A 15066-nucleotide genomic window follows, 5' to 3' on the forward strand; every position below is an offset into this window, starting at 1 on the left:
GGTGGCTGTTGTAACCTCTTGGCCGGAATGCGGGCACGAGGGAGGATAGGCGATGCAGGGGTCACTGGCGGGCAAGGCGGCCATTGTAACGGGTGCAGCGCGCGGGCAGGGGCGGGCGATCGCGCTCGCTCTGGCCGAGGCGGGCGCGGACGTGGCGATCTGCGATGTCGGCGCGGCAGCGATGCCGACGGTCGGCTATGCGATGGGCGGCGCGCTGGACGAGGTTGCTCGGGCCATCGAGGCGCAGGGGCGCAAGGCCGTGGCGATGGCCTGCGATGTCCGCGACCAAGCGCAGATTGATGCCTTCATGGCGGCCACGCTCGAAACCTTCGGTCGGCTCGACATTCTGGTCAACAACGCCGGAATTCTGACCGGTGGCCGCCCCGCGCACGAACTGGACGATGCGATGTGGACCACCATGATCGACATCAACCTGACCGGCGCGTGGCGCATGGCGCGGGCGTCGGTGCCGGTGATGATCGCGGGCGGCGAAGGCGGGCGGATCGTCAACATCGCCTCGGTCGCCGGTCATGTCGGCACGCCCGGCTATGCGCATTACTGCGCCTCAAAGCACGGGCTCATGGGGCTGACCCGCGCGATGGCAGGCGAGCTTGCGGGCGAGAGGATCACAGTCAACGCGCTCTGCCCCGGACTGGTGGATACCCCGATGGTCGCCCACGCCACCGATGAAGTCGCTGCCGCCCGAGGGCTTACCACCGAAGAAGCCTACGAACTCCAGCTCACCCCGCATCTGATCAAGGAGAAGATTTCCGCCGAACAATCGGCAGCGGCCGTGATGTATCTGGTGAGCGAACCCGCGCGGGTGGTGACCGGGTCAGCGCTGATGATCGATGCGGGCTGGTCTGCCGTGTGAGACACGGGGGCTGACAAAAACTGGTCGGGGAGACAGGATTCGAACCTGCGACATCTTGCTCCCAAAGCAAGCGCGCTACCGGACTGCGCCACTCCCCGACTCTGTTTCGTCCCGCCCGCTCCGCGCTCGCCTCCGGTGGGCCCGGCAGGATTCGAACCCGCGACCTAGCCGTTATGAGCGGCCAGCTCTAACCGCTGAGCTACAGGCCCTTGGAAACAAGGCACCGGAACGCAGGGCGAGGCCCAGCCCCTACTCTGCCGCCGACAGGGAAACAAGCGGGTAAAGGCGCCGCCTATCCGCCAGTCGCTGCGATAATGTCGGTCACTTTGCACGTCGTCACCCCGCGCGCGGCGAGGCGGGCGTAGACCGCCTCCAACCAGCCATAAAGAGCGTCCACGTCCGCGCGGGTGGCGGTGTAGGGCGTATAGCCGGGCGCGAGGGAGGGGCTGTGGAACGACAGCACCAGCACCGGCAAGCCATCATCCAACGCGATATCGATGCCGCGCAGCGCCTCTTCGCTGGAGACGCCTTCCGGCGTCAGCGCGATCCGCTCCAGCAGACCGAGCCGCGACAGGACGCCCATCCCGCGAGGGATCCGCTCGCCGATCCGTTGCAGCGGCCGCCCCAGCCCCCGCAGGCGTCCGGCGTGGACCGATGTGACAGGAAGTTCGAGCAGCCGCATTGCGCCATCGACCCAATAGGGATCAAGCGGGTGTCGGGTGTAATCCGGCCCGCCGCCCGCGCTGTAATCGAACAGCGAACGCACCGAGGTGTCGACCCTGATTCCGGCGTGCTTCAACAGGTCGGCGGTGTGCGGCCCAAGGCCGTACCGCCCGGCGCGGTAGATCAGCGGAGCAGTGCTGAACCTGGCTTCAATCGCGTCGCGCAGACCCATGAACTTGGCCATCTCCAGTGCTTGCGGGAGATTGCCGGCAAAGGAGTTGTAGACGCACACCTCCTCGTCGAAGGGCGGATTGACCCACGGGTGCAATTGCACGCCGACTTCCGCCGTACCGCGCCGCACCGCATCGCCGATGATCTCAACGGCGCGCGCATCCTGCACGATGGGCCAATCGACCAGATAGACCGGGTGCGCGCCGATCCCCTCGCAGAAAGCCTGAAAGCGCGGGATCGCCTCGACATGCTTGACGCCGTAGCCGTCACGCCGGAATGGGGCGGTCCAATTGAAACACTCTTCGGTATCAACTGTCAGCAGCACGCGCTGGCCGAAGCCGGGCGCAAAGGCAGCCGTGCGCCCGGCAGGCGGCACATCAAGCATTGATCCTGTGGTCATCGTCCTCGCACGCCCCCGCGCATCAGCCTAAGCCTCAACGGCGCTAGGCAGAGCGGAAATTTCGGTCAAGAGCGGCAGGGTCAGCACCAGCGTCGCGCCATCGCGCCGCAATCTGCCGCCTGCCGCGCGTGCCTCTGCCCGAGCAAGGCGCAGGGCAAAGCCGGTCCCGAACAATCCGGCATTGATCGCGCTTTCCGCAGAGCGGGTCGTCGCCGCAAACAGGTTGTCCTCCGCCGCCAGTCGCGCGGGAAGAACGCAGACCAGCCGCGCCATCGCGCCGCCAGCGCCGATCAGGGGATCGAGCTGCACTGCAATCCGTTCACCCGCGCCGCAAGCCGCGCCGAGGCTGGCGAGCAGGCGCCACACCAGCGCTTCGGCGTCCTCGGAGTCGAGCCCGATCAGCAGCGTGGCCGTATCGGGGAAAGCAAGGGCGAGCCCTGCGCCCTGCGGCGCCAGCACCGGTTCCAGCTGTGCAGCGGTGCGGCGCACCAAGGCGGCGAGGTCAGCCTCGCCCGGTTCGATCCTGATCGCCCCCGTCTCCAGCCGCGCCAGCCGGTCAAGCTCCTCGAACCCGGCCAGAATGCGCGCAGCATCGGCAGCAATGGCGGCGGCAAGCGCGCGGTATTCGTGCGGGGCGGGGCCGAACAACTGCTGCTGGATCACCTCGGCATAGCCCTGCACGGCGGTGACGGGCGTGCGCAATTCGTGAAGCAGTTGGCGGATGCGGTCCGCCTCGCGCACTTCGGGGCCTGTCGGTGTGCTGGCGGCGTCCGGCGCGCGGCGGAAGCGGCCGAAATAGCCGGTGAAGTGGCCTTCCTTGCTGAAGCGCGGCTCGGCATCGACGATCCAGTCACCGATGATGGCAGGCGCGCCGGACAGACTGATTGCGCCCCCGGTGATCGGCTGGCGGCGGGCAAAGGCACGGGCAAGGCTGGCGTGACCCGAGGTATCCTCGTCGCCGGGGTGCGAAGCGAACAGACGGGTGCCGACCACCATCGGCGCGACGTCGCTGACGGCCCAGGCGATCCGCCCGCTGGTGTCGGTCGCAAAGCCGAAGCTGGAGATGGCGCGCTGGGTGCGCTCGGGCAATTCGTCCAGCGGCAAACGCGGCGAGCTTTCCAGATCAAGCGGGCCGTCACCGCGCGTCCGGCGGAACTGGGCGATCCGCTCCACCAGCGCGGAGATCTCGGTGCGGCCATTTTCGTCACGGTCGCGCTGACGGATCGGGATGGCGGGCGCCGCGGGAGGAACAACGTCAGGGGTCGTGCGCAGCAGGATCGGCGTGAACGGCGGCGGGGTGCTGGGCTCCGCAGTCGGCGCAGGCATGGCTGGTGCGACCTGCGGATCGGCCTCCGAAGCGGCAGGGGCAGGGAGGCCGCGATCATGCACGCCAAGCCGGGACAGCAAAGCCTCGACATCGACCGGCAGATCGCGGCGCAGGCGCAGAAACCCGCGTGCGCGCACCGGCAGGCGCGGGATCAGCGCGGTCCAGTCGTCCGAGGTCAGCTCCGCGCGGTTCAAGGCGGCGGAAGCGACTTCGGGTTCGTGATCGGACAGGTGCGACGCCAGATCAGGGCTGCGGAACCGCCAGCCGGGCTCCCGGATCATTTGCGCCCGTGTCGCAGCAGGAATCGCCTCGGCCAGCGCGTCCATCCGCAGCCACGCAGCGGCTAGCAGGCTCGGATCGCTTCCGCGCACATGGGCGCGATCCTTGCCCAAAAGATCGAGCAATTGCCGGTACTGCGTACGCAGGCTCGCCTCGCCAGTGGCGCGTTGGCGCAGCACGGTGGCAAGGCGATCATCGAAGAACAAACACGTCTCCTCAAGCGGGCGCAGGCAGCACGAATCACACGCGCCGAAACCCGGCGCCGCATACCCATACGCGGCGCCAGGCTGTTCGTCCTATCAGGATGGAACAATAGTCACAGTCTGACGCGCAAGGCGCGTTGCAAAGCGGGACAATTGCTGGCAGACCTAATAATATTAGCCAAGCGGGCCATCCGGCGCGCGTCTTGTTTCTTTGCGATCATAATGCACGCGCGTGGCCACCGGGTGAACGCTGGCGTGATGGGGGAGCTTCAGCCACGTGGCCAATCTCGACGATATCGACCGCCGGTTGCTGGCGGAATTGCAGGCAGAAGGCCGCGTCACCAATGTTGAACTCGCCCAGCGCGTCGGGCTAACTGCGCCGCCGTGCCTGCGCCGCGTGCGCGGGCTGGAGGAGGACGGTGTGATCCGCGGCTACCACGCCGATCTCGATCCGTCCAAGCTTGGCTTTGCCATCACCGTATTCGCGATGGTCAGCCTCAAGAGCCAGGCCGAAAGCTCCTTGCGCGAATTCGAGGAGCATATGCGTGCGCTGCCCGAAGTGCGTGAATGCCACATGCTCAATGGCGAGATCGACTTCATCCTTAAGATCGTCAGCAAGGATTTGCAGAGCTTCCAGGAGTTCCTGACCGGCAAGCTGACGCCTGCGCCCAATGTGGAGAGCGTCAAGACCTCGCTCACCATCCGCACCGCCAAGCAGGAACCCGGCGTTCCTCTGTAAATGGGTTGGCCGCTGTGACCGACGCACCTCGCCTGAAAGAACCTGTCACCGGGCGCTGCCTGTGCGGGGCGGTGACGATCACGGTGACGGCGATGCAGGCCGAGGTCGATATCTGTCACTGCGCGATGTGCCAGCGCTGGGGCGGGGCGTTCTACGCGGGCGTGAAGGGCGAAGCCGCCGAAGTGACGGGCGAGGAGGCGGTGACCGTCTACCGCTCCAGCCCGTGGGCCGAACGCGCCTTCTGCGGAACTTGCGGTAGTAACCTGTGGTATCGCTTCCTGCCGACCGGCGGTCGCTCGTTTCTGGCGGGCCTGTTCGACCTGCCACCGGGCTTCGGCATCGAGCAGCAGATTTTCGTCGACGAAAAGCCCGATTGGTATGATATTGCTCAGGAAAGCCCGATGCTGACGGGCCCCGAGGTGATCGCCGAGGCGATGGCGCAGGGGCTCAGTTTCGGGGACTAATGCAGCTTCAGCTTGGGCCGCACGATGCGGTTCACCCGGCCCACCAGCATCAGGAACGTCGCCTTCACCCAGCCGTGAATGCCGATCAGGTGCAACCGGTACAGCGAGGTGTAGATGAACCGTGCCAGTCGCCCTTCGATCGCCATGCTCCCGCCGATCAGGTTGCCCATCAGGCTCCCCACCGTCGAGAAGCGGCTGAGTGACACCAGCGAGCCCTTGTCGTGATAGGCGAAGTGTCGGAGCGGCTGTCCGCGCTGCATCCGGCAGATATTGTCGAACACCGTGCCTGCCATCTGATGCGCCGCCTGCGCGCGCGGGGGGACGGGGCGGTCTTCGCCGGGCGGGGTGTAGCTGGCGCAGTCGCCAAGCGCGAAGATGCTCGGATCAACCGTCGTCTGAAGCGTGTCGGTGACGAGGATCTGGTTGCGCGAATTGGTCTCCAGACCGAGGTCTGAGAGGTAGTCTGCCCCCTTCACACCCGCCGCCCAGACGATCAGATCGGCCTCGATTACTTCGCCTGTCTTGGTGATGAGCTGGCGTGGGCGGGCTTCGACCACCTGCACGTCAGGGCGAACCTGCACGCCGAGCACGCCGAGTTCATGCTTGGCCGCGGCGGCCAGCTTTTCGGGCAGAGCGGGCAGGATGCGCGGCCCGGCTTCGAGCAGGGTCACGTGCATCCGGCTCTCGTCGAACACCTCAAGCCCGTAGTGCCGCAGCGCGCCCGCCGCATTGTACAGCTCGGCGGCCAATTCCACGCCGGTCGCCCCGCCACCGACGATGGCGATGCGGACCTGTTCGTTGGCGGTCGGATCATTCATCATCGCCCGGCTGACGCGCAGGCAATGGTTGAGCAGCCGGGTGCGGAACCGGTCCGCCTGCACGCGGCTGTCGAGGTAGAGGCAATGCTCCTTCACGCCCGGCACGCCAAAATCGTTCGACACCGATCCCATCGCCAGTGCGAGAATATCGTAACGGATGGTGTGCGCTTCGATCAGTTCGCTGCCATCCTCGTCCTTCACGGGCGCGAGGCTGATGGTCTTGGCCTCCCGGTCAATCCCGTCGAGGCTGCCCTGGAAGAAGCGATATCCCCAACGATAGCAATGGCCGCGATAGCCGACCTCATCGAGGTTCGCATCGAGCGATCCGGCCGCGACTTCGTGCAGCAGCGGCTTCCAGATGTGGCTGAGGTTCTTGTCGACCAGAATGATGTCGTGCCGCTTGCGCCCGTATTTCGCACCGAGCCTGCGGACGAGTTCCAACCCACCGGCGCCTCCGCCGACGACAACAATCTGGGTCTTGCGGTTCATCCGTCACTCCTTGGCACACGCGGTGCAGCGCAATCCCGCAGCCCTGTTAGCGGGTGAGAACAACAATTGCGCGTCAAATCAACGTAGCGCCATGCAACTTGTGTTGCGGTGCAGCATGAATGCCACAGGAGAAGCGATCAGCTGTCGGCGTCGAGCCTGCCGAAGAAGCCGATCACTTTCACCACCTTGCCGGCATCATTGACTTCGGTGATGTCGAGACCATCCATCACGCGCTTGCCATCCATGTCGATCGCCCAGTGGTGGCGGCAGAAGTTGTTCTGCATTTCGATCCGGCTGTTGTGGCGATAGACTGCGGCAGGGAAGGCGGCGCGGGTTTCGGCGACCATTGTCAGGAAGGCGTCGCGCCCGATGATGTTGTGGCGCGGATCGACGAAGTGAACGTTGTGCTCCATGGCAGCTTCCGCCATCGCCCGGCGCTCGTCAGGGTCGGGCGTGTTCCAGATGGCAAGCATCGTCTTGAGGTTTGTTTCGTAAGCAGGCATCTTCGACTCCATAAACCGACCGACGGTTTGTTTTGTCTGAAGGCGCCTCACGGGTAAAGGGTCAATCATGCCAACCCAGCAGCAACGATCCGACAAGACACGCGAGGCTTTGCTGGCGGCGTGCCGCAAATTGCTTCTCGAACAGGGGTTTGAGGCGACCACGCTGGGCGCGGTGCTGGCCGAGACCGGGCTAAGCAAGGGCGCGCTCTATCACCACTTTTCGAGCAAGACCGAGCTGATTGCCGCAATTTACCGCGAAGAATCGCGCCGCGCGATCGCGCGGGCGGTGCGGCAGGCAGAAAGCTTGGCAACCTCATCGCCGCTCGCCGAGCTGACGACCACCTGCGCCGCATGGCTGGCGGAAATCCGCGCGCCCGATGTCGCCGCGATCCTGCTTCGCATCGGTCCTGCCGCGCTTGGGGTGGAGGAGGCGCAGCGGATCGAGAACGACCACAGTCTCGCCTTGTTTGAGCGTCAGCTGGCGCGCGCGGCGGAGGCCGGGGAAATCGGCAGCATTGACCAGCCGCTCGCCGCGCGGCTGGTCAATGCACTGATGACTGAGCTGGCGATCGCGACTTTGGGAGACCGCAGCAAGCCGCTGCCCGATGTGCAGGCGCTGATCCTCAGCGTGCTGAGGGGAATGGAGAGCGTGGCCTGACCCGGGGTCAGACCTCGCGTTCCTCCAGCCACTTTTCCAGCCACTTGATCGAGTAATCGCCGTTCAGCACATCGTCCTGCCGCAGCAGTTCCTGATGCAGCGGGATGTTGGTTTTCACCCCTTCGACCACCATTTCCTCAAGCGCGCGGCGCAGGCGCATGATGCAGCCTTCGCGGGTGCGGCCATAGACGATGACCTTGGCGATCATGCTGTCGTAATAGGGCGGGATTCGGTATCCGGCGTAAAGTCCTGAATCTACACGCACATGCATCCCGCCTGCGGCGTGGTAATAGGTGACGAGGCCGGGCGAGGGCGCAAAGTTGAACGGGTCTTCGGCGTTGATGCGGCACTCGATCGCGTGGCCCTGAAACTCCAGCTCGTCCTGCGTGACCGAAAGCGGCTTGCCCTCGGCGATGCGGATCTGTTCGCGCACCAGATCGACGCCGGTAATCGCCTCGGTCACGGGGTGTTCGACCTGCAGGCGGGTATTCATTTCGATGAAGTAGAACTCGCCGTTTTCCCACAGGAATTCAATCGTTCCCGCGCCGCGATACGCCATATCGCGCATCGCCTTGGAGCAGACCTCGCCCATTCGGGCGCGTTCTTCGGGGCTGATGACTGGGGAGGGGGCTTCTTCCAGCACCTTCTGGTGGCGGCGCTGAAGCGAGCAATCGCGCTCGCCCAAGTGGATCGCATTGCCATTGCCGTCGCCAAACACCTGGAATTCGATGTGGCGCGGGTTGCCGAGGTATTTCTCGATATAGACCGTGGCATCACCGAACGCGGCCTTCGCCTCGCTGCCGGCCTGCTGCATCAGGGTTTCGAGCTTGTCCTCGCTCTCGCACACCTTCATCCCGCGCCCGCCGCCGCCCGAAGCGGCCTTGATGATCACGGGGTAGCCGATGTCTTTCGCGATCTTGCGCGCTTCGTCAAAGTCGCTGACCGCGCCGTCGCTGCCCGGCACCAGCGGCAGGCCGAGCGCGCCAGCGGTTCGCTTGGCCTCGACCTTGTCGCCCATGGTGCGGATATGTTCGGGCTTGGGGCCGATCCAGATGATGTCATGCGCTTCGACGATATCGGCGAACTTGGCGTTCTCCGACAGGAAGCCATAGCCGGGGTGGATCGCATCGCACTGCGCGATTTCCGCGGCCGAGATGATGTTGGCGATGTTGAGATAGCTCTCGCCCGCAGGCGGCGGGCCGATGCAGACCGCGTGGTCGGCAAGCCGCACATGCATCGCGTCGGCATCGGCGGTGGAGTGCACCGCGACCGTCTCGATCCCCATCTCATGGGCTGCGCGGTGGATGCGCAAAGCGATCTCGCCGCGATTGGCGATCAGGATGCGTTTGATGCCCATGATGTTAGGAAATCACCACGAGCGGCTGGTCGAATTCGACCGGCTGGGCGGTTTCGATCAGGATTGCGGTGATGGTGCCGGCGCGCGGGGCGGTGATCGGGTTCATCACCTTCATGGCCTCGACGATCAGCAGCGTGTCGCCTTCCTTTACGGCCTGGCCGACTGCCACGAAAGGCGCAGCGCCTGGTTCGGGCGTCAGATAGCAGGTGCCGACCATCGGCGATTTGACCGCGTTCTTGAGATCGGGCCCAGCAGGCGCGGCAGGCTCTGCCGGGGCAGGCGCAGCGGCGGCCGGAGCGGGCGCGGCGGCAACCGGCGCAGGCGCTGCGGCATAGACCGGCGCAGCCGAAGCAACCGCGCCGCGCGAGACGCGGATCTTGCGGTCGTCATCTTCGACCTCGATCTCGGTCAGGCCGGTTTCGTTGAGCAGTTCGGCGAGTTCACGCACCAGCGCTGTGTCGATGTTCATCCCCGACTTGCGCTTTCCGCCTTCCTTGCCCTGTCCCTCGTCGTTCGACATGAATGCCCCTTGTTCTATGGTACGCCCGTTGGTCCGAGCGACCTATTCACGCCAATTGCGGCTGGCAAGTGGCAAGGGTGCAAAATGTGAAACTTGGGTGACGATTGCGGGAAGGTCAGACCTTTCCGGACGCTACGGCCTCCAGCGCAATGCGATAGGAATCCGCGCCATGCCCCTCGACAGTGAGCGCCGCGCCCATGCCGACATAGGAGAGGTGGCGGAATGGCTCGCGGGTTTTGGGGTCGGACAGGTGAACCTCGATTACCGGCGTGCGGATCGCCTTGATCGCATCGAGCAGCGCGATGGAGGTGTGGGTGTAAGCCGCCGCATTCAACAGCACCGCCCGCGCGCCTTCGGCCTGCGCCTCGTGCAGCCAGTCGACCAGCATCCCTTCGTGATTGGTCTGGCGCATTTCGATTTCGAGACCCAGCTCGCGGGCGCGGTCTTCCAGCATCCCGGCGATATCATCGAGCGTGGTGGTGCCATAAATCTCCGGCTCGCGCGTGCCGAGGAGATTGAGGTTCGGGCCGTTGAGGACGTAGACAAGGTTGGTCATGGAGAGGGGCTTAGACGCGAAAGTCGTTCCGGGAAAGCTAGGGCTGCACGTCGCTGTGTCACAGTTTAAGGGCGTTTTGCGTCCGGACGGCGAAACCTCACGCGTACTCCGTGATCCCGTCGAAAGCTGGGACCTAGGGCGGTAAGCGCCGTTCCATGAGGCCCTAGGCCCCAGCTTTCGCTGGGGTGACGATGGAGGCAAGGCGCCAACCTCCCCCTACCGATCGACGCCTTTGACCTTCCCCCACTGCCGCGCCGCCGTGTAGCCCAGATAGCCGGTGCCGAAGAGCGCGTAGAGCGGCTCGGGCAGACCGGCGAGATAGGCGTTCATCCCTGCTGCGATATCCCGCGCGGCCTGTGGGTGAAAGGCGCTCAGCACCCCCATCGGCAGAGCGGCGAGCAGCAGGATGTACATCACATAGAGGAAGCTGGGGCGCGCGCGGCTGGTCCAGGGGTCGGCGGAATTGGCCTCAGCGACAATCGCCTGAAGTTGCGCTTCGATCATCCGCATTTCCTGCGTGCCTTCGAGCGCGATCAGTTCCAGCTTGGCTTTCGCCCGCGCCTCCTTGTCGGGGATGATTTTGTCGATGATCGAGGCGATGGGGCCGATCAGGGCGTCGACGAGGGGCATGCTTCACTCCTGATTGCATGAGTCGCGCAGAAATGACCAATCAGGTTAAAGTAGGAAAGTGGATTAACCTATTTCGCAGATGCCTCCGCCAATAGCCGCTGTGCAAGCGCCAGATGCGGACGGTCGAGCATCGCGCCGTCCAGCGCCACCACACCTGCGCCGGGATGATCCGCAAAGGCCTGCACCACGGCGCGGGCGTGTGCCAACTCCTCGGCGCTTGGGGTGAAGGCGGCGTTGATCGGATCGACCTGCGCCGGGTGGATCGCCAACATCCCGCGAAAGCCCTGCGCCCGCACCGATTTGGCGCGGCGTTCCAACGCCTCAAGATCGCGGAATTCCGGTTGCACTGTCTCGATCGGAGCAACCCCCGCCGCAGAAGCGCCAATGAGGCACAGGCTGCGCGCCATTTCGTAGGTGTGGGAATATTCACCGTCCGGCCCGCGCTGCTCCCGCGCGCCCAGCGCCGAGGACAGATCCTCCGCACCCCAGCTCATCGCCACCAGCCGCGTCTTGCCCGGATAGTCGCCCGCATATTCGCCGGTGCGGAACATCGCTGCCGCCGTTTCGGTCACCAATGCGGCCACCAAGGTGCGGCCCTGCGGGATGCCGTTCGCGGCCTCCAGCGCAGTAAGATAGTGGTGCAGCTGGGTGATATCCGCCGCCCCTTCTGCCTTGGGCAGAAACACCCCGCCGGGGCGCGCGGGCATGATCGCGGCGAGATCGGCGATGCAATCGGCGGTGCTGATCGGGTTGATCCGTACCCACAACCGCGCGGCGTTATCCGACGCGGCGATCTGCTCTGCCACCATCGCGCGGGCAGCGGGCTTGTTCTCGGGCGCAACCGAATCTTCCAGATCCAGCAGCGCGATATCGGCCGGGCTGGCAATCGCCTTGCCCATCTTCTTTTCACTGTCACCGGGCGCGAACAGCCAAGAACGCATGCGGGGCGGAGTGGGGGCGGTGTGGGCCATGATGGGTTCCTCTCTCACCCCTGCGCTTACGAAGCGCGCCGCCCGCCTGCAAGCCCGCTCACCGCGCGTCTTTCCATTAGGCGGCGCGCCGACAGGTTGCTATATGGGACGTATATCAACCAGCGGGGGAGCCAGTTGTGGCAATCGCATTTTCGGTCAATGGCAAACCGGTGAGCGTGGAGGCTGACGCCGATACTCCGCTGCTGTGGGCATTGCGTGATGATCTCGGGCTGACCGGGACGAAGTTCGGCTGCGGGATTGCGGCCTGCGGGGCGTGTTCGGTGCATGTCGATGGCGCGGTGACACGCTCATGCAGCGTGCCGCTCAGCGATGTCGCGGGCAAGTCCGTCACCACGATTGAAGGGCTGAAGAGCGCTGATGGCGTGCTCCACACAGTGCAGCAGGCCTGGATCGACGCGCAGGTGCCGCAATGCGGGTATTGCCAGTCGGGCCAGATCATGGCGGCGGTGGCGCTGATCGAGCAGGTCGGCTCGCCCAGTGATGCGCAGATTGACGAGGCGATGACCAATATCTGCCGCTGCGGCACCTATCCGCGCATCCGCACCGCGATCCTTGCCGCGACTGGCCAAGCCGCCGCGCAAACGGGAGAGGCATAATGGCCGACAACCCCAATCCCGATCTCGATTATCCCGAAACCGCCGCTCCTGCGGCAAAACCGAAGCGCAAGGGCGTCAAACGGCGCATCTTCCTCGCCGGTTCTGCGCTGGTGGTGGGCGGCGGCATCTTCGGCGTGTGGTGGACCGACAGCAACGCCAAGGGCCGCGCCAACACCCTTATCGGGGGTGAGGGCAAGCATGCGTTCAACAGCGTGATGACCATCGCCGAAGACGACACTGTCACGCTGTTTTCACCCCATATCGATTTTGGTCAGGGATCGCACACCGCGCTGGGCCAGATGTTGGCGGATGAACTGGATGCGGCGTGGGACGGCGTCAAAATCGAACAGGCTCCGGCCGATATGGCCTTCGCCAACGCGGCGCTGGCCAAGGGATTCCTCCCCACGATGGTGGGCGATACGGTGGCCGGGCTGATCCCCGATGCCGTGATCGGCATGATGGCGCGGTCCATGCCTCTGATGATTACCGGCGGTTCCTCTGCGGTGCGCTTCACCGGGGAGGTTGCGATGCGGCGCACAGGCGCAGCCGTGCGGGCGGCACTTATGGCTGAAGCGGCCGACCGGCTGGGCGTTCCCGAGAGCGAGTTGACCACGGCGGACAGCAAGGTCACCCACGCCAAGTCAGGCCGCAGCTTGCGTTATGGCGAGCTGGCAGCAGGCGCAGCGACGCGCTCGCTCAGCAGCGATCCGGTGCTCAAGACCCGCGATCAGTGGAAGCTGATCGGCAAGCCCGTTCCGCGGCGCGATATCCCCGCCAAGGTTGATGGCTCGGCGGTCTACGGGATCGATTTCACGCTCCCCGACATGCGCGTTGCGACCATCGCGGCAGCACCGGTGCGCGGCGGCAAGCTGGAATCGGTCGACGAGGCCCCGGCGCTCGCCGTCAAGGGCGTCGAGAAGGTGGTGAAGCTACCTGATGCCGTGATCGTGGTCGCCAAGGGTTACTGGCCCGCGACCAAGGGCCTTGCTGCCCTGAGCCCCAAGTTCACCGATGGCGGCCACAGCGCGATGTCGACCCCGGCTATCTACGCCGCGCAGGAAAAGCTGCGCAAGGCGGGCGGCGAGCCTGACAATATGGGCGGTGACGGTGATGTCGATGCGGCCTTCGCGGCGGCGGGCGTGAAACTCGTCGAAGCCGAATACCGTGTCCCCTTCCTCCACCACGCGATGATGGAGCCCTTTGCGCTCACCGGCCACTTCAAAGACGGCACCCTCCACTTATGGGGCGGCCTGCAAGACCCGCTCTCGACCCGCGCCAAGGCTGCCAAAGCTGCCGGGCTGGAAGTCGACAATGTCGTCTTCCACCCGATGATCATGGGCGGCGGCTTTGGCCGGCGCTTCCCCGATCTGGTCGAGATCATCGACCAGATCGCCGTGCTCGCCAAGCAGGTGCCCTATCCGGTCAAGCTGGTGTGGAGCCGCGAGGAAGAGCTGCGCCACGGCACCTACCGCCCGCAATCTTCGGCGGGCCTCAAGGCCTCGCTTAAGGACGGCAAGATCACCGGCTGGCGTACCGATTACGTGCAAAGCGGCAGTGCGGAAGGCGAGGTGCCCTTTATCTACGCCATCCCCGCAACCTCGCGCCGTCACTTTGCCTACCAGTCGAACCAGATCGACGGGCCGTGGCGTTCGGTGAATGCGACCCAGATGGGGTTCTACACCGAAAGCTTCATGGACGAGCTGGCGGCGGCAGCGGGTGAAGATCCCTACCAGTTCCGCCGCAAGCACCTGGCCCCCGGGTCGCGGCACCTGGCGGCGCTGGACATGGTCGCCAAGCGCTCCGGCTGGGGCACGCCGCTGCCGGAGGGTGTCGGCCGCGGAATTGCGATTGTCGAAAGCTTCGACACCATTGTCGCCGAAGTGGTCGAAGCCAGCGTGAAGGACGACGGCAGCCCCAAGGTCTTGAAGGCCTGGGCCGTGGTCGACTGCGGCACGACGGTGAATCCCTTGAACGCCGAGGCGCAAATCGCGGGCGGGCTGATCATGGGCCTGTCCTCGGCGATCGGCGAGCAGGTTACGCTCGACAAGGGCGCGGTGGTGGAGAGCAACTTCTCGGACTACCCGATCCTCAAGCTTGCCGACGCGCCGCCTGTGGTGGACGTGCACTTCATCGAAAGCGGCGCCAAAACCGGCGGGATCGGGGAGCCGGGCCTGCCGCCGGCTTCGCCTGCACTCGCCAATGCGTTGAGCGCGGCGACCGGCAAGCGCATCCGCAACCTGCCGCTGCTCACGCAAGCCAAGGCGTAACTTGCAGGGCTGGTCGGCGCTGATCCTCGCCGGAGGGGCAGGGCGGCGCTTTGGCGGGGGCAAACTGCTCGCTGACATGGCGGGCTCTCCCGTCATCCGGCGGGTCGCTGAGGCGGTTGCGACAGCGGGCTTTGCCGAGGTCGTGGTGGTAACCGGCGCGGACGACGCGGGCATTCATGCGGCGCTGGTGGGTCTGGATGCGCGCATCCTTCACACGTCCGAATGGGCCGAGGGCATGGCCGCAACCCTGTGCACCGGCATCGCCGCGCTCGCGCCTGAAGCTTCAGGCGTGTGCGTGTTCCTCGGCGATATGCCGCTGGTGCCGGTGCCCCTGTGCCCCGCGCTCAGCGAGGCCGCAGTCCAAGCTGGCTATGCCGCACGCCCCCGGTTGGCAGGCAAGCCCGGCCACCCGGTCGCCTTCACTCGCGCTGCCTTTGCCGATCTTCTGGCGCTGACCGGCGATCAGGGGGCAACCGCGCTCCTGAAACAGCGGCCCGAGG

15 protein-coding genes, 2 tRNA genes and 1 pseudogene are annotated in these 15066 nt (G+C 65.4%); 7 read left to right on the plus strand and 11 right to left on the minus strand.

What is annotated here, in order from left to right; all coding sequences use genetic code 11:
• Positions 1-52: 52 nt before the first annotated feature.
• Positions 53-874 carry an SDR family NAD(P)-dependent oxidoreductase gene (locus tag GVM20_RS02380; RefSeq protein ID WP_166545699.1) on the plus strand — a complete coding sequence of 274 codons (822 nt, stop codon included), beginning with the start codon at positions 53-55 and terminating at the stop codon, positions 872-874.
• A 21-nt stretch (positions 875-895) separates the two neighbouring features.
• Here GVM20_RS02380 and GVM20_RS02385 read toward each other — a convergent pair.
• The 4 genes from GVM20_RS02385 to GVM20_RS02400 form a co-directional block, all read right to left on the minus strand.
• Positions 896-972 (minus strand) — tRNA-Pro (locus GVM20_RS02385).
• Positions 973-1010: 38 nt separating this feature from the next.
• Positions 1011-1083 (minus strand) — tRNA-Ile (locus GVM20_RS02390).
• Between the two features lie 83 nt (positions 1084-1166).
• Positions 1167-2168 (minus strand): polysaccharide deacetylase family protein, encoded by a 1002-nt coding sequence (locus tag GVM20_RS02395; RefSeq protein WP_166545700.1) that lies wholly within the window; start codon positions 2166-2168, stop codon positions 1167-1169.
• Between the two features lie 27 nt (positions 2169-2195).
• Complete coding sequence (locus tag GVM20_RS02400; RefSeq protein ID WP_166545701.1) at positions 2196-3980, minus strand: histidine kinase dimerization/phospho-acceptor domain-containing protein; 1785 nt, start codon at positions 3978-3980, stop codon at positions 2196-2198.
• Positions 3981-4254: 274 nt separating this feature from the next.
• Between GVM20_RS02400 and GVM20_RS02405 the strand changes: the two genes are divergently transcribed.
• On the plus strand, positions 4255-4716 hold the full coding sequence (locus GVM20_RS02405) for an Lrp/AsnC family transcriptional regulator (RefSeq protein ID WP_068862764.1): 462 nt from the start codon (positions 4255-4257) through the stop codon (positions 4714-4716).
• A 14-nt stretch (positions 4717-4730) separates the two neighbouring features.
• A complete protein-coding gene (locus GVM20_RS02410) occupies positions 4731-5180 on the plus strand; it encodes a GFA family protein (protein ID WP_353653091.1) in 450 nt (149 codons plus the stop codon).
• On the opposite strand, the gene GVM20_RS02415 is transcribed toward GVM20_RS02410, so the two are convergent.
• Together GVM20_RS02415 and GVM20_RS02420 are read right to left on the minus strand one after the other, a co-directional pair.
• On the minus strand, positions 5177-6487 hold the full coding sequence (locus tag GVM20_RS02415; protein ID WP_166545702.1) for an NAD(P)/FAD-dependent oxidoreductase: 1311 nt from the start codon (positions 6485-6487) through the stop codon (positions 5177-5179). The genes GVM20_RS02410 and GVM20_RS02415 overlap by 4 nt on opposite strands.
• A 137-nt stretch (positions 6488-6624) precedes the next feature.
• Positions 6625-6990, minus strand: coding sequence for a nuclear transport factor 2 family protein (locus tag GVM20_RS02420; protein ID WP_166545703.1), 366 nt, complete (start codon positions 6988-6990; stop codon positions 6625-6627).
• 67 nt (positions 6991-7057) lie between these two features.
• On the opposite strand from GVM20_RS02420, the gene GVM20_RS02425 reads away from it, so the two are divergent.
• Positions 7058-7648, plus strand: coding sequence for a TetR/AcrR family transcriptional regulator (locus GVM20_RS02425; protein WP_166545704.1), 591 nt, complete (start codon positions 7058-7060; stop codon positions 7646-7648).
• Between the two features lie 7 nt (positions 7649-7655).
• Here the strand turns inward: GVM20_RS02425 and accC are convergent, their stop codons facing one another.
• From accC to GVM20_RS02450, 5 genes are all read right to left on the minus strand, one after another.
• Positions 7656-9005, minus strand: a complete 1350-nt coding sequence (gene accC / locus GVM20_RS02430) for an acetyl-CoA carboxylase biotin carboxylase subunit (RefSeq protein ID WP_166545705.1) — start codon at positions 9003-9005, stop codon at positions 7656-7658.
• 4 nt (positions 9006-9009) lie between these two features.
• Positions 9010-9525 carry an acetyl-CoA carboxylase biotin carboxyl carrier protein gene (gene accB / locus GVM20_RS02435; protein WP_234031804.1) on the minus strand — a complete coding sequence of 172 codons (516 nt, stop codon included), beginning with the start codon at positions 9523-9525 and terminating at the stop codon, positions 9010-9012.
• A gap of 115 nt (positions 9526-9640) precedes the next feature.
• The gene (locus tag GVM20_RS02440; protein WP_166545706.1) at positions 9641-10081 is read right to left on the minus strand and encodes a type II 3-dehydroquinate dehydratase; all 441 of its coding nucleotides are present in this window, start codon (positions 10079-10081) and stop codon (positions 9641-9643) included.
• A 216-nt stretch (positions 10082-10297) separates the two neighbouring features.
• Positions 10298-10711 (minus strand): holin family protein, encoded by a 414-nt coding sequence (locus tag GVM20_RS02445; RefSeq protein ID WP_166545707.1) that lies wholly within the window; start codon positions 10709-10711, stop codon positions 10298-10300.
• 68 nt (positions 10712-10779) lie between these two features.
• A complete protein-coding gene (locus GVM20_RS02450) occupies positions 10780-11652 on the minus strand; it encodes an HpcH/HpaI aldolase/citrate lyase family protein (RefSeq protein ID WP_166545708.1) in 873 nt (290 codons plus the stop codon).
• A gap of 167 nt (positions 11653-11819) precedes the next feature.
• On the opposite strand from GVM20_RS02450, the gene GVM20_RS02455 reads away from it, so the two are divergent.
• The 3 genes and pseudogenes from GVM20_RS02455 to GVM20_RS16245 form a co-directional block, all read left to right on the plus strand.
• On the plus strand, positions 11820-12299 hold the full coding sequence (locus GVM20_RS02455) for a (2Fe-2S)-binding protein (RefSeq protein ID WP_353653092.1): 480 nt from the start codon (positions 11820-11822) through the stop codon (positions 12297-12299).
• Entirely contained in the window at positions 12299-14566 is a 2268-nt protein-coding gene (locus GVM20_RS02460; protein ID WP_166545709.1) for a xanthine dehydrogenase family protein molybdopterin-binding subunit, read from the plus strand. Before GVM20_RS02455 ends, GVM20_RS02460 begins: the two co-directional genes overlap by 1 nt.
• Position 14567: 1 nt before the next feature.
• Positions 14568-15047 (plus strand): annotated as a pseudogene (locus GVM20_RS16245) (nucleotidyltransferase family protein); the annotation flags it as partial.
• Between the last annotated feature and the right edge of the window lie 19 nt (positions 15048-15066).

Source organism: Porphyrobacter sp. SLTP, assembly GCF_009905735.1.
GTDB lineage: Bacteria > Pseudomonadota > Alphaproteobacteria > Sphingomonadales > Sphingomonadaceae > Erythrobacter.

Excerpts from the sequence above, each read along its gene's own strand:
- GVM20_RS02450 (WP_166545708.1), bottom strand. The coding sequence starts at position 11,652 with ATGCGTTCTTGGCTGTTCGCGCCCGGTGACAGTGAAAAGAAGATGGGC.
- GVM20_RS02425 (WP_166545704.1), top strand. The coding sequence starts at position 7,058 with ATGCCAACCCAGCAGCAACGATCCGACAAGACACGCGAGGCTTTGCTG.
- GVM20_RS02420 (WP_166545703.1), bottom strand. The coding sequence starts at position 6,990 with ATGCCTGCTTACGAAACAAACCTCAAGACGATGCTTGCCATCTGGAAC.
- GVM20_RS02395 (WP_166545700.1), bottom strand. The coding sequence starts at position 2,168 with ATGACCACAGGATCAATGCTTGATGTGCCGCCTGCCGGGCGCACGGCT.
- GVM20_RS02440 (WP_166545706.1), bottom strand. The coding sequence starts at position 10,081 with ATGACCAACCTTGTCTACGTCCTCAACGGCCCGAACCTCAATCTCCTC.
- GVM20_RS02460 (WP_166545709.1), top strand. The coding sequence starts at position 12,299 with ATGGCCGACAACCCCAATCCCGATCTCGATTATCCCGAAACCGCCGCT.
- accB (WP_234031804.1), bottom strand. The coding sequence starts at position 9,525 with ATGTCGAACGACGAGGGACAGGGCAAGGAAGGCGGAAAGCGCAAGTCG.
- GVM20_RS02380 (WP_166545699.1), top strand. The coding sequence starts at position 53 with ATGCAGGGGTCACTGGCGGGCAAGGCGGCCATTGTAACGGGTGCAGCG.
- GVM20_RS02445 (WP_166545707.1), bottom strand. The coding sequence starts at position 10,711 with ATGCCCCTCGTCGACGCCCTGATCGGCCCCATCGCCTCGATCATCGAC.
- accC (WP_166545705.1), bottom strand. The coding sequence starts at position 9,005 with ATGGGCATCAAACGCATCCTGATCGCCAATCGCGGCGAGATCGCTTTG.
- GVM20_RS02415 (WP_166545702.1), bottom strand. The coding sequence starts at position 6,487 with ATGAACCGCAAGACCCAGATTGTTGTCGTCGGCGGAGGCGCCGGTGGG.